Source organism: Ochrobactrum sp. S1502_03 (assembly GCF_044435015.1).
GTDB lineage: Bacteria > Pseudomonadota > Alphaproteobacteria > Rhizobiales > Rhizobiaceae > Brucella > Brucella chromiisoli.
Window position 1 is genome coordinate 55,652 of record NZ_JAYEXN010000003.1, and the last position, 22,390, is coordinate 78,041.

Genomic DNA, 22,390 nt, shown 5'->3' on the forward strand with positions numbered 1-22,390 from the left:
ATATTCAAATTGCGATCAGCCCTTTGCCGGGCTTGCAGTCGGGCGATAGTCATCAGAACCCCAATGCAGAATCACCGGAGATCGGCATTCTTTTGCGAGTTGTGGATTATAATGTCGGTGTAGCATAGAAAGTCCCATTTTTAGCAGCATTTTGCCAGAACGCACCGGCCACTGTCGTTCCCGCTCTACCGTTTCAAGTCCTTTGAGAAAGCAGCACACATCAATCAGTACGCCGCTTAATTCGGGTCCAACGGCATCCAGCGCCCGCTCCACGCGCATCCGGCTTGCCAGCGCAATATCGGTGAGTTCCGCCATCCCACCCGGCCCCGAACGCGTGGAACCAGAAACCCCGACATCCCAGCGCGCTGACATGGATGGCATCATAGCGCCACGGGTAAAATCGGCCCGTAATCTCTCGCCTGCGCGAAATTCATCTTCACAAATGAAACTTCCACCATCAGCGTTGCGAAGACGATAAAGTTTCGCAAGCGGAGATTCAGACAGGTTGATTTCAACCTTTTCACCGTGCTCAGTCTCAACGGTTTCTGTCTTGCGCACAGGTTTTGGATTTTTCGCCGCAGTCTTGCGCGTATAGCCTGAAATCACCAAGCGCTCGCCTTCGCAAATCACAATGCCGCGCTTTTGCATTGCATCCAGTTCGACACGCGTTACGGCTATATTTCCCTGCTCGCCAACCAGCAAAACATGTGTTTCGCGGACCGAATCCTGCATCTCACAGCCACCCTGCCTGAGAAAACGAATGATCCGGGCTTCGGACGTCGAATATGTTGTGCTCATGCTGCCATCCTCCACGCCGAGAACCCTTGATTAACAACCTTTTCCAGCGTCGCAACCACAGCGTCGTAATCCTCATCATCACGCCTGTCCTCCACGAGGTGGCAGGCATACATAACCGTCGTACGATCGCGGGCAAAACCGACAGCCACCTCACGCATCACCATTCCGAATGAAGTATGTGCGAGATACATTCCCAATTGTCGAACCTGTGCCACTTCTCTCCTGCATCGCAAAGGCGAACGTAATTCTGCGCCACTGACAGCGAAATAAGCAGACAATAAATCGATAAGCGCATCACAGATTTCCACGTTTTTCTCCTGACGCCTGCGCCCCAAAGCAGGACCGGAATTATCCGGGTTAAGCGTTCGTCCGTGTCGCGCTGCAATGACTCGTAAAGCTTCTACAGCTTCTGCGCGGGTATGGATGATATCCGAAAATTTCAGAGACATTCATCTTTCCTCACCATTATAGGAATATGTTCTTATAATGAGGATTCTGCAAGTGGGGATAAGTTTATTGAAGCACTAAGACACTTCATTATCCAGAGATTTTATCAAAAAATAGGAATTTTATCCAACAGCCGTCAAAGACGGTGATCCTATCATCGGTACGCATCACGAACCCATGAAAGATCACCAAATGGAAATTGTTCTTCGTAAAGCCTGCCAGGCATTTCTGGCAGCACGCAGCCAGGAGCGTATGAACTCCATGCAGCGCATCGCACTACAGATTATCGCCGGTATCGATATGGATAATCTCTTGAGCGCCCCGCAAGACCAACAAAAACAAGCGCAAAGCAAGCTTATCCGGTTGATTGAGCGCGAGCGCCTGAAGGGCGTCAGCGGCCACTGGAGCTACGATCTCAACAGACATATCGCTTTGAAGCCGGCGCTCGACAGGCTTGGCGGAGAAATAAATACAATGAAGAGAAAGACCGTATCAGGCATAGCGAGATAAGCGCTCGAATAAAATTCAAATAAAAATAGCCCGGCATATCAATGCCGGGCTACACTCAACCTGTTTTACAACACGTAACGAATTAGAGCTCCGATCTGATTAAACAGATCAAAGCTCTAAATTTTTCTATTTGAAGCACAATCTTAACGACCTTCGCTTCGCTCCGGTCGGATTATGCTCTAAATTATGCGTCCTTAGGCTTACGGCCCAGACCCATCTTCTTTGCAAGGCGCGAACGTGCTGCAGCATAGTTCGGAGCAACCATTGGATAGTTAGGATCAAGATCCCACTTTTCACGATACTGCTCAGGAGACAGGCTGTAATGGGTCATCAGGTGACGCTTCAGCGACTTGAACTTTTTGCCGTCTTCGAGGCAAATAATGTAATCATCATGAACCGATTTCTTCGGATTTACGGCCGGCTTTGGTTTTTCAACAACGACAGGCGCTTCTTCACGAGCAACGTGGCTCTTGAAAGCAGCATGTACTTCTGAAATCAGGAGAGGCAGTTCACTTGCGCGAATAGAATTATTTCCGACATAAGCTGCAACAACATCAGCAGTCAGGCTGAGAAGCAATTCTGCGCTCTCATCGTAAACTTCAGAGTTTTCCATTTTATTTCCTTTTTGGTCGTCTTAGCATCAAACAGATTATGGCTCTCAAAAACCTGAATGCCGTCTGCGCGAATTTCTTATCCCCACCCCACCTTACAAACGATGCAATTAACAATGAATAGTGTCATTTGCAATAGAATTGTCAAACCACATTACATTAAAGTGGCCGGTTTCTTCTTATGTCATTAAATACAACATAATTATTCCCGGACTCAGACCATTAAGTTGACTGAAAACACACAGACAGCGCTGCTTTCAGCGCCATAATTTATTCGTATTGCTGGGCGGAAATGGAAAATTGTGTTGGCGCGCCCTTAAGTTGCAGAGCACTCATAAGCAATCATTTTTTTGTGATAAGTCTTTTACCATAAGCTAGAACAAATATCATTCTGCACGTGAGACCCTGAACAAGGAGTCTGGCAACAAAAAGGCCAGAGTACAATATATTTTGATTAAATAAACTCGCATTCAACGGTGTCACCAACTATATATTCGCCATACGTACATCAGCAGATTGAGCCCGATTAGCGTAGACAAGATTTATCAGTGGGTTGAAGCACTTACCCCGGAGCGCGCTTTGATCAGATTGAATCACATCAGTGCTCTAAACTGACAAGAACCAACTGGCAGTCTTACACTGCAATACGCCAAAGAGAGGACAAAACCATGTCAAGCTCTACCAGTCAGAGAAGCAATCTTAAGGTTGTTAAGACTGATGCCGAATGGCGGGAACAGCTCACGCCCATTCAGTATCAGATCACACGCCAGCACGGCACAGAACGCGCTTTTTCAAGCCCGAATTTCGACAGTTCGCTGCATGGAACCTATCGATGCGTTTGTTGTGATCGTCCGCTCTACAAGTCGGAAGCGAAATATGAATCAGGCACTGGCTGGCCAAGTTTCTATCAGCCGATTGAACCTGATGCCGTTTCTGCATTTGAAGATCATTCCTATGGTATGACCCGCACTGAAATCCGCTGCTCAGACTGCGATGCGCATCTGGGCCACGTCTTTCCCGATGGTCCGCCACCAACCGGCCTGCGCTATTGCATGAACGGAAATGCACTGATTTTCGATCAGGATTAATTCTTGTGTTTAACAGTCCGGAACGGCACAACGGTTCGGACTGATTTCATTTGCTTTTTACTGGATTTTACATGCCACACGACACCAATTTTCCTCACCCACCAAAAGCACCAAAGCATCCTGCGAGCGATACACGCCATGGCATCACCCGCACCGATGATTATGCATGGCTGCGCGCCGATAACTGGCAGGAGGTCTTCAAGGATCCGTCTGTTCTGGCGCCTGAAATTCATGATCATCTGGAGGCAGAAAACGCCTATCAGACAGCGCTCATGAAAGATACAGAAGCGCTTCAGAAGCAGCTGTTTGCCGAGATGCGTGGTCGCATCAAGGAAGACGATTCATCGATTCCGTCAAAGGACGGTCCCTATGCTTATGGCATGTCGTTCCGGACCGGCGGCGAGCAGCCTTACTTCATTCGAACCCCACGCGATGGCGGTGATGAAACCATTCTGCTCGATGGCGACAAGGAAGCGGAAAATAAAGCTTATTTCCGCCTCGCATCCGCCGATCATTCGCCCGATCACAATCGCTTGATCTGGGGCTATGACGATAAGGGATCAGAGTTCTACAAGCTCAGAGTTCGTGATCTCAGCACCATGTCGGATCTCGAAGATATTCTGTCGGATACCAACGGCGGCGGAAGCTGGGATGCAGACAGCAAAGGTTTTTTCTATACCTTGCTGGATGAAAACCATCGCCCCTCCAAGGTCTTTTACCATGAAATCGGCACTGAACAGTCGCAGGATAAGCTGATCTATGAAGAGAAGGACGCCGGTTTCTTCCTCGGTGTTGGCGGTTCTGCACTGGATGATTTTATCTTTATCGATATTCACGATCACGAGACTTCGGAATGCTGGCTGTTGCCAGCCAACGATCCATCTGCAAAACCGCAGTTGATCATGGCGCGCCAAACGGGTGTTGAATACGATATCGCGCCCGGCGGCGATGAGTTCTTCATTCTGACGAATGTTGACAGCGCCAAAGACTTCAAGATCATGCGCGCGCCCGCATCGGCACCGCAACCAGAAAACTGGGAAGAGCTGGTTCCAGAAGTACCGGGACGCCTGATCTTGTCGCATTCCGCCTATAAGCGGCATCTGGTCTGGATGGAACGTGACAATGGCCTGCCACGCATCATTATCCGTGATCGCGAAACCGGTGAGCAGCACGCGATTGCATTCGACGAAGAAGCCTATTCGCTTGGCCTGCATGGCAGCGCGGAATATGATACAGATGTTATTCGCTTCTCCTATTCTTCGATGACCACGCCTGAGCAGCTGTTTGATTACAATATGCGCACGCGTCAGCGCACGCTGCTCAAAACGCAGGAAGTCCCATCAGGCCATAATATTGCTGACTATGTGACACGCCGCGTCCTTGCTCCGGCAGCGGATGGCGAGTTGGTGCCTGTGTCGCTGATCTATCACAAGGATACAAAGCTCGACGGTTCGGCCCCTTGCCTGCTTTATGGCTATGGTTCTTACGGCATCACCATCCCAGCAAGTTTCAGCACCTCGCGCCTGTCGCTTGTTGATCGTGGCTTCGTCTATGCCATCGCGCATATTCGTGGCGGCAAGGACAAGGGTTTTGCCTGGTACGAAAACGGCAAACGTGAAAAGAAGACCAACACGTTTACGGATTTCATTGCGGCAGCAAAACACCTCGTCAGCGAAGGCTTTACGAGCCATGATCGCATCGTCGCGCATGGTGGTTCGGCAGGCGGCATGCTGATGGGTGCGATTGCCAATATGGCACCGGAAGCCTTTGGCGGCATCATCGCGGAAGTGCCTTTTGTCGATGTTCTCAACACCATGCTCGATGATACACTGCCGCTGACGCCGCCAGAATGGCCGGAATGGGGCAATCCGATCACCTCGGAAACCGATTACCGCAACATCGCGTCCTATTCGCCTTACGATAATGTCCGCGCGCACGCCTATCCGCGCATTCTGGCAGTGGCTGGTCTGACCGACCCGCGCGTTACCTATTGGGAACCTGCCAAGTGGGTTGCGAAACTGCGCGAGCTTAAGACAGACGAGCACCCAGTTCTTTTCCGCATCAATATGGATGCTGGACATACCGGTGCCTCAGGCCGGTTCTCTCGACTGGAGGAAGTCGCTTACACCTATGCTTTTGCGCTGAAAGCAGTCGGAAAAGCTTAGCGGCCTTATTTATAATCACTCCCGGCAAATCAATTGCCGGGAGTTTTTATTGAGCTTATATTGTCTAGATCAATACACGCGGAGATCAGTTCATGCATCGCGCATTTTTGACCGCTCTCATTGCTTTTCCTTTGTTGGCCCCAGCAACACAGGCTGGAGCTCAGGTGCGCAAAAATGTCAGCGAATATGCGGGGCAGCGTTGCAACACGCCACCACGCGGCAGCGGTATCATTGTCGGTCAGTTCAGCGGTGTGGACGATTCGCCCTTTATCAGTGACGGTGACGGGCGCGTGCCGATTGATCGCTACCGCTGTTTCACGACAATGGCAGAGTGCAAAGGCTGGCTCTATACCATGCAAAGCAAGTACACGAGTGCCGGAGCGGCAACGGTTGTGCGCTGTACAAAGCGGTAATCAGCGACTGGATGGATAGCCGTTTGAATGCGCCGGAATGGTTTTGAGATAAGCAGCAATCGCATCGCGATCGGCATCTGTCAGGTGCGCCATATTGGTTACAACATCCGCCATTGATCCACCGAGTGAATCAAAATCAGGTGTGAAGCCGCTTTGCAGTGCATAGGCGATATCATTTTCACTCCAATCACCAATACCACCCTCTCCAGAAGTAATATTGGGAACCACACCCTTGCGACCGTCGCTGCCCGTTTCAGGCGACAGAGCACCGGCCATCCATTGCGTATCATCAAGCCCGCCAATGACAGTGCGCGGCGTATGGCACTCGCCACAATGACCAAGCGCTTCGGTCAGATATTGACCGCGCTTGACCTGATCAGATGCATTTGCGAGTTCTACAACTGGCTTGTCGGACAGATAAAGCTGCTTCCAAAGCCCCAACCCACGACGGATATTGAACGGAAATCCGAGCTTATGCGGTGCCGTCACATTATCAGACGCAGGCAAAGTCTTCATATAGGCAAACAGGTCTGCCACATCCTGCGGCTGCATTTTTGCGTAAGATGTGTAGGGAAAAGATGGATAGAGATGCTCCCCTGCCCGCCCTGTTCCTTTGAGCATTGCATTGGCAAAGTCGTGCAGGGTCCAATTGCCAATGCCCTCTTCTGACGGAGAAATATTGGGTGCAATGAAGGTACCAAAATCCGAAACCAATTCGTGGCCCCCGGCGAGTAGCTTTCGGTCCTCATCTTTTGCTTCGGGCGCCGCATGACAGGAAGCGCAGCCCCCTGCCCAGAACACCTGCTCGCCCTTTGTAACATCACCCGGCTGCAAGGATGCGATCACCGACTGATCCACCGTCTGCGGCGTTGTCAGCATCCAAAAGGAGGCTGCACCAATGATGATTACAGCGCCTGCGGCATATGCGATTTTACGGGCCATTGTTGTGCTGATGTTAATTCTTCTTCATCCGATAGGCCTGATGGCAGGAACCGCAATTGGCTGCAACCTGCTGAAAGGCTGGCTTCAAAGCATCAAGATCAGCAGGTTTGGCCGCGAGCGCTGCGGCTGCGTCAGAGCGAAATTTTTCAACGTGCTTGACGAAGTCTTGCTTGTTTTCCCAGATCTTTGGCGAAGCTTCCGTGTCACCCTGATCAGAACCGGCTGGGAACAAGGCATCAACGTCAAACTTCTTCGCATCAGCGTTGATCTTTTCAAGGGCTGCGAGAGCGGTTACAGCATCAAAAGGCTTATCACCCTTCACCATCGGTGCGAGCTGTCCAACAGAACGCCCCATATCCTTCATGATTGCCTGACGGTCTGCAATCGCATCGGCATGGGCTGCGCCGGCGGTCAAAAGAGCCACTGAGCTGATAGCCAGAAAAAATGAACGCATACGGTCCTCCGCAGTTGAAAATGGATGAAAATCACCCCTATGCAAATATCTGATACGTTCACCGCCTTTGCAACAAGCGCACCTAATAAATGGTGACAATAATAAACAACATGCTGATATTATATCGAATATTACAATATATTCACGTTAACGTGAAAATCATGATTAAAATACTATTGTTTAAGCACTCTCAGCGTTGCGGTCTAATCTATGGGCGAGCACCCATAATCATGAATGCAAAAATCATATTTTATGTAATTCTTGATCAGCAAATAAAAACCCCGCTTTCGCGGGGTTTAAAGCTCATTATGAAACGGCAGATTATGCCTTTTCGTAAAGCTCCAGGACATAATCCCAGTTGATCAGGCTGTCCACAAAAGCTTCGAGGTACTTCGGACGCGCGTTGCGGTAGTCGATATAGTAGGAATGTTCCCATACGTCGACGCCGAGGATTGGCGTTGCGCCGTGAACAAGCGGGCTTTCACCGTTTGCAGTCTTCGAGATTTCAAGCTTGCCATCTTTAACCGACAACCATGCCCAACCCGAACCGAACTGACCAGCGCCAGCAGCGATAAAGTCTTCGCGGAACTTGTCGTAACCGCCGAGATCGGATTCGACTGCCTTTTCAAGCTTGCCTGGCAGCTTCTTGCCGCCGCCGTCTTTCTTCATCCAGTTCCAGAAATGGAGATGGTTGTAGTGCTGGCCAGCATTGTTGAAGAGTGCCTGATTCTTGCCGAAGCTTTCCTTGACGATCTCTTCGAGGCTCTTGCCTTCGAGGCCGGAACCTTCAAGCAGCTTGTTACCATTGGTAACATAAGCCTGATGGTGTTTGTCGTGGTGGAATTCGAGCGTTTCGCGCGACATGAACGGAGCAAGTGCGTCATAATCGTATGGAAGGGCGGGCAGTTCAAAAGCCATTGGAACTCTCCTCTTTGTCTTTCAGCTTACAACAGGCAGCGACTGGGGGCAGTGTGAATACATGCCCGAAAACTTGCGTGCGCAATCTACATAGGCCGCAACGGTTCATGCGGCAATGGCGCATGTTCTAAATTTGCCATGCAACTCGATGAATTTTTATTGAAATTGCATAAGGATAGAGGCCATTCTATTTTTTTGAGATAAATGCCCAAAGGGAGAAAACCGGTGTCCTATAGTTCCTATGTTTTCGACGCTTATGGCACATTGTTCGATGTGCATTCTGCCGTGCGTCGTTATGAGGAAAAAGCAGGACCGGATGGGGCGGCTTTTTCCCTGCTCTGGCGCACAAAGCAGCTCGAATATTCGTGGACACTGAGCTTGATGGGCGAATATCGCGATTTCTGGAAGCTCACGGAAGAAGCGCTTGATTTCGCCTTTGCACGGTATCCGTCCGTCGACCCGACGCTTCGCAGTGACCTGCTTGAGGCTTACTGGAAACTGGACTGTTACGAAGAAGTCCCTGCGGCCCTTAAAAGCCTGAAAAATCGCGGTGCGCGGTTGGCTATTCTGTCCAATGGTTCGCCTGCCATGCTTGAAGCCGCCGTCAAATCATCCGCCCTTGATGAATTGCTGGATGATATCATCTCTGCCGATCGTGTGAGACGATATAAGACGTCGCCATCTGTCTATGAACTCGTCACAATGCAGTGGCGGCTTTATCCGTCTGCCATTTCATTTCAATCGTCCAATCGCTGGGATGTGGCAGGGGCTGCGCGATTCGGAATGCGTGCAGTCTGGATCAACCGATCCAATCAACCAGACGAGTACAGGCACTATCCTCCCGCTCTCATCTTACCGAGCCTGCAACTGCTCGACTGAAACTCACCCAAACTTGATCAATCCAAATTGAGTGACAATGGCCTGTTGCGGCCAAAGTTGTGTCGCAACGGCAACACACGCCCCATAGCGGCCTATCAGCCACTTTTAAGCCTTATTATGAACCCCTGGCGGTCACATTTATCGGGCGTTTTGCGACCAATAAATGCGGAACGAAATGTCTGTAGCATCGTTATCGCCGCGTAATTTGTGACCATAGCAACGGGTTGGTCGCACTTAATTAACCCTGACCGTTGTAGTTATATCCACAGATCCTCCCGCCACCAAAATGGTTTTCATATGCAAACGACTCTTACCCGCCGTTCTTTTCTGACGGCCATGACAGCAACAGCGGCGGCCGGCCTCGCCGGTTGTGCTCAGTTGGGGCAGAATGTTCCCATCATTGATGTCGATGCCAATGGCAATCCTATCAACAAGACACCGCAAGCCAATGTCGACGCTTCTTACGGAAGCTGGGCATCCATGTATGCAGCTGTTGAAGACAACGGCTATCAGCTTCCGGCTATTCCGATCCAGAAAATGGACAAGCGCTATCTGCGTCAGGTTGTTCAGGATCCAACGGGCGAAATGCCGGGCACAATCGTCGTCGATACGGCCAATCGCTTCCTTTATCTGGTGCTCGGCAACGGTCAGGCAATGCGCTACGGCGTCGGCATTGGTCGTGACGGCTTTGCATGGTCAGGCCGCGCTGTTATTCAGTACAAGCGCGAATGGCCACGCTGGACGCCACCGGATGAAATGGTTGCGCGTCAGCCAGAACTCGAACCCTATAGCTCGCGCAATGGCGGCATGGCTCCGGGTCTCAAGAACCCGCTCGGCGCACGCGCGCTTTACATCTTCAAGGATGGCAAAGACACAATCTACCGCCTGCACGGCAATCCGGAGTGGTGGTCAATCGGCAAAGCCGTTTCTTCAGGCTGTGTACGTCTGATGAACCAGGACATTATCGATCTTTACAACCGCGTTCCGCCAAAATCACCAATCGTGGTGATCTGATACAAAAAAGCCCGGAGTTTTCTCCGGGCTTTTTTACTTCACCAGCGTTTAGCGTTTAAAACTGCCCAAAATGCCACGCACCAATGCGCGGCCAAGCGATGTGCTCACGGAACGTACCACGGACTTCATAGCCGTTTCAGCGACCGTCTGACGACCCGACCGGCGACCACCCGTCCCAAATGCGGTTCCCATAATTTCGCCGAGAAGACCGCCACCTTCACCGGATTCCTCCTGCTTGGCCTTCTGCTGCGCGTCTGCTGCGGCCTGCGCTTTTCGCGCCAGCATTTCAAAGGCGGAATCGCGATCGACAGCCTGATCATATTGACCGGCAACCGGGCTTGCCGCGATGATCCGGGCGCGCGCTTCAGGCGTTAATGGGCCAATCTGCGAAGCTGGCGGGCGGATCAATGTGCGCTGTACCATTGAGGGCACACCCTTCGCCTGCAAGGTCGAAACAAGCGCTTCACCCGTTGCGAGATTGGTAATCGCCTCAAACGTCTTGAAATCTGGGTTTGGACGGAATGTATCCGCAGCGGTCTTCACAGCATTGGTTTCGCGCGGTGTATAAGCACGAAGCGCGTGCTGCACACGATTACCAAGCTGCGCGAGCACCGTTTCCGGCACATCAAGCGGGTTCTGTGTTACGAAATAAACGCCGACGCCTTTCGAGCGAATGAGGCGCACCACCTGCTCCACGCGATCGACAAGTGCCTTCGGCGCTTCATCAAACAGCAAATGCGCTTCATCAAAGAAGAAGACGAGCCTTGGTTTATCGGGATCCCCCACTTCCGGGAGCTCCTCGAACAATTCCGACATGAGCCAAAGCAGAAACGTCGAATATAGACGCGGGCTCATCATCAGCTTATCCGCCGCAAGCACACTGACAACGCCACGACCATCTGTCGTGGTGCGCATCAAATCCGCGATTCGCAGCGCTGGTTCGCCAAAGAATTTTGAGCCGCCCTGCTGGTCAAGCACCAGCAACGAACGCTGGATCGCACCAACGGAGGCTTTGTTGACATTGCCATATTTGGCCGAAAGCTCCGCTGAACGCTCAGCCATTTCTGTAAGAATTGCCTGCAAATCTTTCAGATCGAGCAGCAGCAGACCTTCTTCATCGGCCAAACGGAAAGCGACGTTCAAAACGCCTTCCTGCGCGTCGGTCAGGTTCATCAGCCGTGAGAGCAGCAGCGGCCCCATTTCGGAAATCGTCGCACGGACCGGATGGCCCTGCTCACCAAATATATCCCAGAAAATGACCGGCGATGCCCGCATTTCATATGGATCAAGCTTAACTTCTTCGGCGCGTTTGCTCAAATTATCATTGAGCACGCCCTTCGCGGCAATGCCGGACAAATCACCCTTGATATCCGCACAGAAAACTGGAACGCCTGCCGCCGAAAAACTTTCGGCCAAAACCTGCAACGTAACCGTTTTACCCGTACCCGTCGCCCCCGTAACAAGGCCGTGCCTGTTACCATATTTCAGCGCCAGATATTCGGGCTGCTGATAAGAATCATCTGGTTTGCGGCTTGCACCAAGGAAAATGGCATCGTCGACAGTCATCAGGCAGGTCGCTCCGTAAAAGATCTACTGACATCAGGTTATACAAGCACCATCGCGCTGCAACAATGATTAAGCGGATTTTCTGCTTTGCTGTTTAATTTCACGGCGCTAAGTTTTTAAAAACAGAATTATTTTAAGCCATGAAAGCTTGCAAAGTCCCGATGACAATGCATATTACGTAAACGTAAGATTTTGGGAGACTTTCTATGGATGAACTGATTGCACGCATCACCTCCAATGTTGGCATTGATGCGGCAACGGCGGAGAAAGCCGTTGGTATGATTTTGGCATTTCTGCAAAAGGAAGGTCCAGCCGACAAGGTTCAGCAGCTGATCGCAGCTTTCCCCGGCGCGGAAGAAGCCATTTCGCAGGTTAAGGGCGGCGGACTCCTGTCCGGCCTGATGGGTGGTGTTATGGGCCTCGGCTCGCAACTCATGGGTGCTGGCCTCGGCATGGGTGAAATCTCTGGCGTTGCCAAAGAAACCATTCGCTTTGCAAAAGAAAAGGCTGGCGATGAACCTGTAGACGCCGTGATCGGTGCAATTCCGGGTCTCGGACAGTTCATATAAGCTCTTATTGTAAAACAAAGGTCCCGGTCTTCCGGGACTTTTTTATTTTTTTTGTATGACTTTTACGCCGACATGTTTTGACCGGCCTGCGCCCCAGCCATTAATCGCAGCGCCAAGGCCAATCAAAGCAAAAAAGAGGCCGCAGGCCGCAAAACTACCCGTCGCACTGTGAATCAGTCCAACCACCAGCGGTCCGACGGAAGCCAGTGTATAACCAATGCATTGCGCCATACCGGAAAGATGCGCCGCCGTATGCGAATCCGGCGAACGCAAGACAATCACCATCATGGCCGCAGCGATAAGACCGCCCTGCCCGAAGCCCTGAATGATCGCAAGCAACCAGAAACTCCATTGCGGCAGATAAAGAAAGCCAATCAGCGGGAGTGCTGCGCTCATGCAAAGCACAACATTGAGCAGGCTTTGGCTTTTCTGCCTCACCGCAATCGACGGGATTGCCAGACAGGTGATGACCTGCACCATAATGGAGAATGAAACCAGCCCTCCGGCTGCGGTTGCGCTCAGTCCCTGTTCACGCAAAATCGGTGCGAGCCAGCCAAAAACCACATAGGCCATAGAAGACTGAAGCCCCATGAACAGCGTGACTTGCCATGCAAGCTTGTCTTTCCACAAGCCCATAACCTTAAAGCCAGAATGTGCGACATTGTGTTTTGCGCGCAAGGCTTGTGGCAACCAAAGTGCCAAAACAAGCGCTGCCGGCAAAGCCCAGAAGGCCAGAGCCAGGTTCCAAGAACCACCCAGCATATGCTCAATCGGAATGGTGAAACCGGCCGCTGCTGCCGCGCCGCCACAAAGCGCCATTGTATAAAGCCCGGTCATGATAGCTGCGGTTTTTGGGAAATCGCGTTTCACCACGCCCGGCAGCAACACATTGCCCGTAGCAATTGCGGCGCCTGCAAGTGTCGCGCCTATGTAAAGTGATGCTGAATTTCCGATGCCGCGTATCGCCGTACCAATCGTCAAAGCGACAAGCACAAACAACAGAACTTTTTCAGCACCGAAGCGCTGCGCAAGGCGCGGCGCAAAAGGCGCGAAAACCCCGAGACAAACCACCGGCAAGGTCGTCAAAACACCTGCCGCCACACCCGACATACCAGTTGCGTCGATGATTTCAGGCAACAGCACGGACACGCTGGAGAAAACAGGCCGCAGGTTTGCCGCGATCAGAACAAGGCTCAGGCCAAGAAGGATACGCAGCGCTTTGCTTTGCTTTTCCGGCTCAGGCGGTTGCGGCACGCTGTCTGTTTCAGCATCAACCAGTGAGGCCTCAGCCGCAGGGTTTGTGTGGCTCATATCGCCAGCACCTTTCATTTCAATCTCATCACAAGACAGCGGTGTACTACATCGTACACCTGGAGCAATAGCTTAAACATTGTGATAAATACCGCTATGAAGCTGCTTGCCGCATTCCGTTAACATTTTTAACGCAATGTGGCGGGTAAAATTTCAGACTTCGCAATCGGGTGCCGCATGATCAATCTTTACTGCCTTAATGGAGATCATCTTGAACGTGTCGAGGTAGAGCCCGGCACGCCTTTGCCTGATAATATTATCTGGATTGATCTGCTCGCACCGGGCGTCAATGAAGATCACGTCGTTGAAGCATGGACCGGCATCTCGATTCCTACCCGCGAAGACATGACGGAAATTGAAGAATCGAGCCGATTCTACATGGAAAATGGCGCGCAGTATCTGACGGTGCCGATCCTTCATGCGGTCGATCTGGATCACCGTGAGCTCGCACCCGTTACATTCGTCCTTTACGGGCAAAGACTGGTCACTGTGCGCTATGCCGATCCCAAATCAGTCAGCATTTATATCAACCGCGCGACCAAACCCGGAAATGGTCTGATCCCGAACGCCAAATGCTCCGGTCTTTCGATCATGCTTGGCATTATTGAGGCAACCACTAACCGTCTGGCGGATATACTGGAAAGTGTTGCTGGCAAAATTGATGCAGCCTCACATTCGATCTATCGCCGCCAACCAAAGGCGCGGCCAATGACGACAGAGGATTTCCGGAATATTCTCACGCAGATCGGCGGACAGGGTACGTTTCTATCGCGAATGCGGGAAAGTCTTGCTGGCGTCAGTCGCATGCTTGTCTATCTGTCTGCGATCAACAGCCCTGTTGCGACCAAAAAAGACACACGTTCCTGGATCAAATCGCTGGAGCGCGATACACAGTCGCTCGTCGCTTACGTGGATTTTCTATCCAATAAAGTTACGTTCCTGCTTGATACGATTGTCGGTCTAATCTCTGTCGAGCAAAACGCAATCATCAAGATTTTCTCAGTTGCAGCCGTGGGCTTCATGCCGCCGACACTTGTCGCATCCATCTACGGTATGAACTTCTCGTTCATGCCGGAGCTGCATTCGCAATGGGGCTATCCGATGGCGCTGGGCCTGATGGTGGCCTCAGCGCTTCTGCCGCTGTTCTATTTCCGCCGAAAAGGGTGGCTGTAAATCATATCTTGAAAGCCAGAATCTCCCAGTCCTTGCCATTGATCTTCAAAACATCGCCCACCGGCTTGCCAAAAAGCATGATGGCCACAGGCGAAACGTGGGAAATTTTGCCGCTGGCTGGGTCGGCCTCGTCTTCGCCAACAATGGTCCATACCCGCGTGCCACCATCATCGAGGTTTTCCAGCTCCACCGTCATGCCAAAGCGCACAACATCGCTATCCGGCTCGGGCACGGATAGTTCTGCTGTTTCGCGACGTGACGTCCAGTAGCGGAGATCACGCGAAAGACGGGCAATTGCCGAACGCTCTCCTGCAATATTCGCCTCTGCCAGTTCGCGATGAAGACGCGCAAGCTCGTCTTCAATCATCTTCAGGCCATTGGCCGTGACGAGATTGCGATGCGGACTAATGGGACGTTCGCCGAGATCCGTCGGCGCGTCATCCTGTTCTTTGGTGAAAGCTCTGCTCATCGTCTGAATGTATCCAGAGCCACTATTTCCCGCAAGCCCACAGATTTGGCCTCATACGCGGCGAAATTAATTCGCATTTTTCTGCATCAAGAGTTTTTATTGATTGATCAGTCAATCAAATATAAAATGCATTCAAACTCACCCTCAACCCGGATGACGATTATGCCCAAAATCGGGATGGAGCCTTTACGGCGGCGCGAACTGATCGACGCTGCCATTCGTACAATCGGCCAGCGTGGTTCGCTGGACGTGACGGTTGCGCAGATTGCGCATGAAGCCGGCGTTTCGCCTGCGCTCGCGCATCATTATTTTGGCGGCAAGGACAAGCTTATTCTCGCCACCATGCGCCATTTGCTGCGTGAGCTGGGTAGCGATCTGAATGCGGCTGTGAAACTTGCGGAAACCCCGCATCAGCGTTTAGCAGCAATCATTGCCGTCAATTTTTCGGCGTCACAGTTTGCGCAGGAGACCATTGCAGCCTGGCTGACTTTCTACGTCCATGCGCAGCAGTCCGAAGACACAAGACGGCTTTTGCGCATCTATGCGCGCCGCCTGCATTCCAATTTTGTCTTCGCGCTGGAGCAACTCACCAGCCGCGAGCGTGCAAACCGTATTGCGGAAGGTGCCGGTGCACTGATCGATGGGCTTTATATCCGCCACGCCCTCGGCGCCGATGCGCCCAATGCAGATTCAGCGATTGCGCTTGTCGAAGATTACATCGCTGTTCAGCTTGCGGCGGAGAAATAAAAATGGAAGCGGATTTCGTTATCATCGGCTCAGGTTCCGCTGGCTCGGCCCTTGCCTATCGCCTGTCGGAAGACGGCCAGCATTCGGTCATCGTCATCGAGTTCGGTGGCCCGGACATTGGTCCGCTGATCCAGATGCCTGCCGCCCTCTCCTTCCCCATGAATATGGAAACCTATGACTGGGGCTTTTCAACAGAAGCTGAGCCACATATCGATGGGCGTCGTCTGGTGACACCACGTGGTAAGGTGGTCGGCGGCTCATCATCCATCAACGGTATGGTCTATGTGCGCGGCCATGCACGCGATTATGATCATTGGTCGGAAAGCGGCGCACGCGGCTGGTCCTTTGCGGACGTACTGCCTTACTTCAAACGGATGGAAAACTCCCACGGTGGGCAGGAAGGCTGGCGCGGCACCCATGGCCCGTTGCATATTCAGCGTGGACGTCGCGACAACCCGCTGTTTAAGGCCTTTGTTGATGCAGGAAAACAGGCAGGCTTTGAAGTCACAGACGATTATAATGGCGAGAAGCAAGAAGGCTTCGGTCCGATGGAGCAGACGATTCATAATGGACGTCGCTGGTCTGCTGCAAATGCCTATCTCAAACCTGCGCTCAAACGCCCTAATGTAAAGCTCGTCAAAGGACTGGCGCGCAAAATCGTGATGGAAGGCAAGCGCGCCGTGGGTGTTGAGATCGAAGCAGGCCGAAGCTTCTCGACCATCCGCGCGCGGCGCGAAGTCATCATCGCCGCATCGTCTATTAATTCGCCTAAGCTGCTGATGCTTTCGGGCATTGGCCCAGCTGCGCAGCTTAAAGAACACGGCATTGAAGTGCTGGCTGACCGGCCCGGTGTTGGCCAAAACCTGCAGGATCATCTGGAAGTCTATATCCAGCAGGAATGCACGCAGCCGATCACGCTCTACTCGAAACTCAACCTGTTTTCCAAAGCCATGATCGGGGCACAATGGCTGTTCTTCAAAACTGGTGACGGCGCGACAAACCACTTTGAATCTGCCGCCTTTGTGCGTTCGAAAGCGGGTGTCGAATATCCGGATATTCAATATCACTTCCTGCCGGTCGCTATCCGCTATGACGGCAAGGCAGCAGCAGAATCCCATGGCTTTCAGGCACATGTCGGACCAATGCGCTCAAAATCGCGTGGTAGTGTGACGCTTCGCTCTGCCAATCCACGCGAAAAGCCACGCATTCAGTTCAATTATATGTCGCACGAGGATGACTGGGCCGATTTCCGTCATTGCGTGCGGTTAACCCGAGAGATTTTTGGGCAGGATGCGTTTGCATCCTATCGTGGTGCAGAAATCCAACCCGGCGCGCATGTTCAATCGGATGATGAGATCGACAATTTCATTCGCGAGCATGTGGAAAGTGCATTTCACCCTTGCGGAACCTGCAAAATGGGATCAGTTGACGATCCAATGGCCGTGGTTGATCCTGAATGCCGGGTTATTGGCGTTGAGGGATTACGGGTCGCGGATTCGTCCATTTTCCCGCGTATAACCAACGGCAATCTCAACGGCCCGTCGATCATGACCGGCGAAAAAGCGGCAGATCACATTCTGGGTCGCACGCCTTTGGCAAGGTCCAACCAAGAGCCATGGATTAACCCGCGCTGGGAAATATCTGATCGCTAATGAACTTCGAGGAGAATAGTATGAAAGTTCAACCCAAAGCCTCGCATTTCATCGGCGGTGCATTCGTGGACGATAAAGCTGGCAAGCCGCTTTCAGTCATATATCCGGCAACGGGCGAAGAAATTGCAAAGCTTTATTCAGCAACACCGGACGTCATCGAGAGCGCCTATGCAGCAGCATTGAAAGCGCAGGGCGAATGGGCGGCACTCAAGCCCGTAGAGCGAGGCCGCATTTTGCGCCGCACGGCTGAAATTCTGCGCGAAAAAAACAAAAAACTCTCCAAGCTTGAGACACTTGATACCGGCAAAGCGCTACAGGAAACACTGGTAGCGGATGCTGCGTCAGCCGCCGATGCACTGGAGTTTTTTGGCGGTGTCATTTCCGGGTTCAATGGTGAATTCGTGGAGCTTGGTGGCTCGTTTGCCTATACACGTCGCGAAGCGCTCGGTATCTGCGTTGGGATCGGCGCATGGAATTATCCAATCCAGATCGCCGCATGGAAATCCGCGCCAGCACTCGCCATGGGCAATGCCTTCATCTTCAAGCCATCGGAAAACACCCCTCTTTCTGCCCTCGCGCTGGCGGAAGCCTATAAGGAGGCTGGCCTCCCCGACGGCCTGTTCAATGTGGTGCAAGGTTTTGGCGATGTCGGTGCCGCACTTGTCAATCACCGTCTGACAGCAAAGGTTTCGCTGACTGGTTCGGTTCCGACCGGCAAAAAAATCATGTCGCAGGCTGGCGAACAGCTCAAACATGTCACGATGGAGCTTGGCGGGAAATCGCCGATCATCGTTTTTGATGACGCCGATATTGAGAGTGCCATTGGCGGCGCGATGCTGGGTAATTTCTATTCGACAGGACAGGTCTGCTCCAACGGCACACGTGTTTTCGTACATAAAAACATTCAGGACGTCTTTATCGAACGTCTTGTTGAGCGCACCCGCAAAATCCGCATTGGCGACCCTCTGAATGAAGCAACCCAGATGGGTCCGCTCGTCAATGGCGCGCAACGCGACAAGGTTCTGTCCTACATTGAAAAGGGCAAAGCCGAAGGTGCCACGCTCGCCTGTGGCGGCGGCATTCCAAAAATTCAGGGCTTTGATAAAGGCTATTTTATTGAGCCAACGGTCTTCACGGGTGTTACCGACATGATGACCATTGCGCGTGAGGAAATTTTTGGTCCAGTCATGAGTATTCTGGAATTCTCTGACGAAGAAGAGGTGATCGCGCGTGCCAATAATAGCGAATTTGGCCTGGCGGCAGGTGTTTTCACCGCTGACATCGCCCGCGGTCATCGCGTGATTGGCCAGATCAAGGCAGGCACCTGCTGGATCAATGCCTATAATCTTACGCCGGTCGAAGTACCTTTTGGCGGCTATAAACAATCGGGTTTTGGCCGTGAAAACGGCATTGCAGCATTGACCCATTATAGCCAGATCAAGACCGTCTATGTGGAAATGGGCAAGGTCGAAAGCCCTTATTAAATCTGACGTGACGCATTCTATATTTTCGTCGCTTTTCTTGATCGCATCAGAACAAAACCCAGCCCGAAATGCAGGCGCTTGATTTGATGCGATCATTTTTTATTTAAAACGATCAATAAACCTTAATTTTAAGCGCGTAAATATAAGTTAATTAAAATATTATTATTTAGAATGAACGAATACTTCATATAAAATATTTTATTCACACTAGCGAATCTTTTACTTTTTTATATATACTCAAATCAGCATCCATATACTTGCTTCGAAATCTTAAATTTTTGCTTATCCACATGTTCTAATTAAGTTTAGATGGGATTGAGATGGATATTGAACTCTTTTTATCGATGAACATGGAGTATTCCCAAGGCCGAGATAAGTTTGGGGATGATGCATTTAAAGCCAATTATGAGGCGCCTAAAAACACCGGCCCTCATTTGAAAGGCTTTCGCGGAGTTTTACGCGAAAAAACGATGGAATCGCTGCTGTTGGGCAGCACAAATTTTAACAAGCAAAGCGATCAATGCGCCGAAAGACTGATCACGAATAATGGACTTGACCATTATATTCTTCACATCATTCTGGCGGGAACGCTGCACGGAAATTTTAACGGCATAGAGGTTTTCGCTCATCCGGGTGATATTATTCTTCTCAATTTATCGCAGGTGGTATCAAGCAGCACTGAAACAGATGGGCGGATCACAGTTCTCATCCCAAAACATGAGCTGGAAAAGCGCACCGGATGGAGAAAGTTGGATGGTTCCGTCCTTAAAGCGCAATCCCCAACAACGATTTTACTGTTTAACTATGTGAAGGATATGATCAATATCAGTTCACAGCTCAATGCAACCGAAGCAACGGCTGCCAGAGAGGCAATGCTAACACTTTTGGCTTCCTGCATTAACGGCACGCAACAAGAATTAACAAACAGCGTAGCCATGAAACTGACCATGCGACATCGGATTCTGGCATATATTGATGATAACCTTACCAATTCTGCCCTAAAGCCAAGGTCTATCCAGCAGCATTTTCACGTCTCGCGCTCACATCTTTATCGAGCTTTCGAGGCAGATGGCGGCGTGGCAAAAATCATTCGAGACAAACGGCTTGATCTTGCTTATCAACTATTGATTGAAATACAGGGCAAGCAGCTTTCGTTTAAAGAAATCGCCTATCGTTGTGGTTTTCAGAATACAAGCCAGTTTACCAAAGCATTTAAGAGCCTTTACAGCATCTCACCCAAAGAGGCCCGAAAAACCAACTCGCTGATAAGTGAATACAGTGATATTTCCATATTTCAAAAGCATTTGATTGCACAGAATGACCAATACAATATCGAAGAGGAAAAAGGGGGCGGTAAAACCACCGCGCCGCCTATGAAGCAGAAACTTATATGATCATATTGCCGGTACGAATACTGCGCCAGACTGTTCCATCTGAGTAAGCCATTTGCGCACCGCCGCTCGCGTTGTTCACAAAAACAATGGCTCCGGCACCGTGTTGAGAGGCAGATGGCAATCCGAACACCGGATAGGACGCCGGGCGAACGGGCCCATCAACATGCAGGCGGGTTGTCGGCAACATTGCCCCCACTGCAACATTGCCGGTTTCCCGGTCAACCTTCACCGCGACGCGCCAATTGCCGGCATCATTGCCAACCTTGATGCTGAAATTATCGTCACCACTCAGGCCCATCTCGGCATGTCCAGTCCAGCCTGACTGGAACAACAGGCTTGCGGTGTCAGCGGAGGTGTTTTTATTAACTTTTACCTGATGCCCTGCGCCGGCATTGTTAAACAGACTTGCCTCTGAAGAGAGTGCAAAACGGTTGGTCGCATCAGCCGTCGCTTGAATGCCCAGCATGGACAGAGAAAGACGTTCCGGGATGGAACTTGCGCCTTCCCACTGCGTGCCGTTAAACACCAGCAGGTTGCTTTCATCTTCAACATAAGCCAGCCAGCCTTTTGCCACAGCAATAAAAGACCAGCTGCCATCAACGAAGACGGCGATCATACCGGCCTTGCCTGCCCACAGCCCTGCGGCAGGTGCTGCAACGATATATCGTTCACCGGATAAAGGTGTTGCAGGCGCATCGGTTTGCGTGCGTGATTTCACGCTCAGATGTACAACTGCATCCAGCAATCGCAGCGCCTCATTATGGGTCACGTGTTTCTGTGCCTGGCTGGACGCAATATAGGGAAGTTTGAGATTGGGTGTCTGATCCATGAAAAACTCCTCGCGGTAACAATGCGAGGAGCTTAATCGCTTGCCTGATGATGGGGATAAGTCAGCTCCCACGATATGTGGAATAAGACCAGGGGCTCACCAGCAGAGGCACGTGATAATTGCCGTCTTCATCTGCGATTGCGAAGCGGATCGGGATCAGATCGAGAAAAGGAGGATTGGCAACATCGGCGCCACGCCCCTCGAAATATTCAGCGACGTGAAACTGCAATTCGTAAGTGCCTTCCTGCATCTCACTGCCACTGAGTAATGGCTCATCCGTACGACCATCCAGATTGGTGACCGTGCGCTTAATCAGCTCAGTGCTTCCCAAAGCACCAAGCCTGTAAAGCTCTAAACGCATTGCCGCCGCCGGGCTGCCATGGGCCGTATCTAGAACATGTGTGGATAGCTTGCCCATGGTTCACCTCAGATTTGCTTTTCAGGAGCCGGAATTGTCTCTATGCGGTAGGTAACATCCGACAGGAAATATTCCTCCAGATTATCTTCACTGCCCGCGCGGTCAACAATAAGAAAATCCGATGTCTCTTCGAGAGACACCAACGGATGATGCCAGACATTGCGCCAGTAATTGACACCCTGATCACCCCGCGCCAGAAATGCGCGTGGTCGGTCAGGCTTGCCATCATTATCTTCGGCGACAACCACGAGAAACGGCCTGCTATTGAGCGGAACAAAAGCCTGCGAACCAAATGGATGCCGCTCCAGCATGACAATATCGATTGGTAGCTTAAAAAACTGACCGCGAAATATATTGATCAGAACACGCGCATTGGTGCCCGCCGCCTCAACGCGGGCCAGATCATGAAAGCGCTCCGTTGTGCCATTGTTGATGAGACGGCGCTCGGCCTCCTCCACTTCAATCACATCCCCAAAAGGCGCGAAAGCGGCCTTTGTCAGCCGCTCAACCTCAAGCACTTCAAACTTCACTCAGCCCTC

General features: G+C 51.4%; 24 protein-coding genes. 12 read left to right on the top strand and 12 right to left on the bottom strand.

Translation table 11 applies throughout. The annotated features are described in order from the left end of the window. Window positions 1–15: 15 nt before the first annotated feature. Together VBH83_RS03755 and VBH83_RS03760 are read right to left on the bottom strand one after the other, a co-directional pair. Window positions 16–798, bottom strand: coding sequence for a DUF6456 domain-containing protein (locus VBH83_RS03755; RefSeq protein WP_265983177.1), 783 nt, complete (start codon window positions 796–798; stop codon window positions 16–18). Next, complete coding sequence (locus VBH83_RS03760) at window positions 795–1,241, bottom strand: helix-turn-helix domain-containing protein (RefSeq protein WP_265983854.1); 447 nt, start codon at window positions 1,239–1,241, stop codon at window positions 795–797. Before VBH83_RS03760 ends, VBH83_RS03755 begins: the two co-directional genes overlap by 4 nt. A 196-nt stretch (window positions 1,242–1,437) precedes the next feature. On the opposite strand from VBH83_RS03760, the gene VBH83_RS03765 reads away from it, so the two are divergent. Then, the gene (locus VBH83_RS03765; RefSeq protein ID WP_396996430.1) at window positions 1,438–1,755 is read left to right on the top strand and encodes a cytoplasmic protein; all 318 of its coding nucleotides are present in this window, start codon (window positions 1,438–1,440) and stop codon (window positions 1,753–1,755) included. A 184-nt stretch (window positions 1,756–1,939) separates the two neighbouring features. Here VBH83_RS03765 and VBH83_RS03770 read toward each other — a convergent pair whose 3' ends face one another. Then, window positions 1,940–2,368: a MucR family transcriptional regulator gene (locus VBH83_RS03770; protein ID WP_265983175.1), complete on the bottom strand. Its 429-nt coding sequence runs from the start codon at window positions 2,366–2,368 to the stop codon at window positions 1,940–1,942. A gap of 666 nt (window positions 2,369–3,034) precedes the next feature. On the opposite strand from VBH83_RS03770, the gene msrB reads away from it, so the two are divergent. From msrB to VBH83_RS03785, 3 genes are all read left to right on the top strand, one after another. Continuing rightward, on the top strand, window positions 3,035–3,454 hold the full coding sequence (gene msrB, locus VBH83_RS03775; protein WP_265983173.1) for a peptide-methionine (R)-S-oxide reductase MsrB: 420 nt from the start codon (window positions 3,035–3,037) through the stop codon (window positions 3,452–3,454). 71 nt (window positions 3,455–3,525) lie between these two features. Continuing rightward, entirely contained in the window at window positions 3,526–5,619 is a 2,094-nt protein-coding gene (locus VBH83_RS03780) for a S9 family peptidase (RefSeq protein ID WP_396996432.1), read from the top strand. A 92-nt stretch (window positions 5,620–5,711) separates the two neighbouring features. After that, complete coding sequence (locus VBH83_RS03785; protein WP_265983170.1) at window positions 5,712–6,032, top strand: hypothetical protein; 321 nt, start codon at window positions 5,712–5,714, stop codon at window positions 6,030–6,032. Here the strand turns inward: VBH83_RS03785 and VBH83_RS03790 are convergent, their stop codons facing one another. The 3 genes from VBH83_RS03790 to VBH83_RS03800 all read right to left on the bottom strand — a co-directional run bounded on the left by VBH83_RS03790 (window position 6,033) and on the right by VBH83_RS03800 (window position 8,346). Continuing rightward, entirely contained in the window at window positions 6,033–6,974 is a 942-nt protein-coding gene (locus tag VBH83_RS03790) for a cytochrome c (protein WP_265983168.1), read from the bottom strand. It lies immediately after the preceding gene. 13 nt (window positions 6,975–6,987) lie between these two features. Further along, on the bottom strand, window positions 6,988–7,428 hold the full coding sequence (locus VBH83_RS03795; protein WP_265983166.1) for a cytochrome c: 441 nt from the start codon (window positions 7,426–7,428) through the stop codon (window positions 6,988–6,990). 321 nt (window positions 7,429–7,749) lie between these two features. Then, window positions 7,750–8,346: a superoxide dismutase gene (locus VBH83_RS03800; protein ID WP_265983165.1), complete on the bottom strand. Its 597-nt coding sequence runs from the start codon at window positions 8,344–8,346 to the stop codon at window positions 7,750–7,752. Between the two features lie 225 nt (window positions 8,347–8,571). Between VBH83_RS03800 and VBH83_RS03805 the strand changes: the two genes are divergently transcribed. Together VBH83_RS03805 and VBH83_RS03810 are read left to right on the top strand one after the other, a co-directional pair. Next, entirely contained in the window at window positions 8,572–9,225 is a 654-nt protein-coding gene (locus VBH83_RS03805) for a haloacid dehalogenase type II (protein WP_265983163.1), read from the top strand. A gap of 297 nt (window positions 9,226–9,522) precedes the next feature. Further along, window positions 9,523–10,239, top strand: a complete 717-nt coding sequence (locus VBH83_RS03810; protein WP_265983161.1) for a L,D-transpeptidase — start codon at window positions 9,523–9,525, stop codon at window positions 10,237–10,239. 48 nt (window positions 10,240–10,287) lie between these two features. Here the strand turns inward: VBH83_RS03810 and VBH83_RS03815 are convergent, their stop codons facing one another. Further along, window positions 10,288–11,805: a helicase HerA-like C-terminal domain-containing protein gene (locus VBH83_RS03815; protein WP_265983160.1), complete on the bottom strand. Its 1,518-nt coding sequence runs from the start codon at window positions 11,803–11,805 to the stop codon at window positions 10,288–10,290. A gap of 206 nt (window positions 11,806–12,011) precedes the next feature. Here VBH83_RS03815 and VBH83_RS03820 point away from each other — a divergent pair, with 206 nt between their 5' ends. Continuing rightward, window positions 12,012–12,374, top strand: coding sequence for a DUF2267 domain-containing protein (locus tag VBH83_RS03820; RefSeq protein WP_265983158.1), 363 nt, complete (start codon window positions 12,012–12,014; stop codon window positions 12,372–12,374). A 42-nt stretch (window positions 12,375–12,416) separates the two neighbouring features. Here VBH83_RS03820 and VBH83_RS03825 read toward each other — a convergent pair whose 3' ends face one another. After that, complete coding sequence (locus VBH83_RS03825) at window positions 12,417–13,685, bottom strand: MFS transporter (RefSeq protein WP_265983853.1); 1,269 nt, start codon at window positions 13,683–13,685, stop codon at window positions 12,417–12,419. A 177-nt stretch (window positions 13,686–13,862) separates the two neighbouring features. Here VBH83_RS03825 and VBH83_RS03830 point away from each other — a divergent pair, with 177 nt between their 5' ends. Beyond that, on the top strand, window positions 13,863–14,858 hold the full coding sequence (locus tag VBH83_RS03830) for a magnesium transporter CorA family protein (RefSeq protein WP_396996436.1): 996 nt from the start codon (window positions 13,863–13,865) through the stop codon (window positions 14,856–14,858). A gap of 1 nt (window position 14,859) precedes the next feature. On the opposite strand, the gene VBH83_RS03835 is transcribed toward VBH83_RS03830, so the two are convergent. Continuing rightward, entirely contained in the window at window positions 14,860–15,327 is a 468-nt protein-coding gene (locus VBH83_RS03835; protein WP_265983156.1) for a GreA/GreB family elongation factor, read from the bottom strand. Between the two features lie 162 nt (window positions 15,328–15,489). Between VBH83_RS03835 and betI the strand changes: the two genes are divergently transcribed. The 4 genes from betI (at window position 15,490) to VBH83_RS03855 (ending at window position 20,604) form a co-directional block, all read left to right on the top strand. Continuing rightward, the gene (gene betI / locus VBH83_RS03840) at window positions 15,490–16,074 is read left to right on the top strand and encodes a transcriptional regulator BetI (protein WP_265983155.1); all 585 of its coding nucleotides are present in this window, start codon (window positions 15,490–15,492) and stop codon (window positions 16,072–16,074) included. A gap of 2 nt (window positions 16,075–16,076) precedes the next feature. After that, the gene (betA, locus tag VBH83_RS03845; RefSeq protein WP_396996439.1) at window positions 16,077–17,726 is read left to right on the top strand and encodes a choline dehydrogenase; all 1,650 of its coding nucleotides are present in this window, start codon (window positions 16,077–16,079) and stop codon (window positions 17,724–17,726) included. Between the two features lie 20 nt (window positions 17,727–17,746). Beyond that, window positions 17,747–19,210, top strand: coding sequence for a betaine-aldehyde dehydrogenase (gene betB / locus VBH83_RS03850; protein WP_265983153.1), 1,464 nt, complete (start codon window positions 17,747–17,749; stop codon window positions 19,208–19,210). Window positions 19,211–19,530: 320 nt separating this feature from the next. Next, a complete protein-coding gene (locus VBH83_RS03855) occupies window positions 19,531–20,604 on the top strand; it encodes a helix-turn-helix domain-containing protein (protein WP_265983152.1) in 1,074 nt (357 codons plus the stop codon). On the opposite strand, the gene VBH83_RS03860 is transcribed toward VBH83_RS03855, so the two are convergent. The 3 genes from VBH83_RS03860 to VBH83_RS03870 all read right to left on the bottom strand — a co-directional run bounded on the left by VBH83_RS03860 (window position 20,597) and on the right by VBH83_RS03870 (window position 22,381). Further along, a complete protein-coding gene (locus tag VBH83_RS03860) occupies window positions 20,597–21,433 on the bottom strand; it encodes a DUF2793 domain-containing protein (protein WP_396996442.1) in 837 nt (278 codons plus the stop codon). The two genes, VBH83_RS03855 and VBH83_RS03860, sit on opposite strands and share 8 nt — an antisense overlap. 61 nt (window positions 21,434–21,494) lie before the next feature. Further along, window positions 21,495–21,851 (bottom strand): hydroxyisourate hydrolase, encoded by a 357-nt coding sequence (gene uraH, locus VBH83_RS03865; RefSeq protein WP_265983150.1) that lies wholly within the window; start codon window positions 21,849–21,851, stop codon window positions 21,495–21,497. Window positions 21,852–21,859: 8 nt separating this feature from the next. Then, on the bottom strand, window positions 21,860–22,381 hold the full coding sequence (locus VBH83_RS03870; protein ID WP_265983149.1) for an ureidoglycolate lyase: 522 nt from the start codon (window positions 22,379–22,381) through the stop codon (window positions 21,860–21,862). Between the last annotated feature and the right edge of the window lie 9 nt (window positions 22,382–22,390).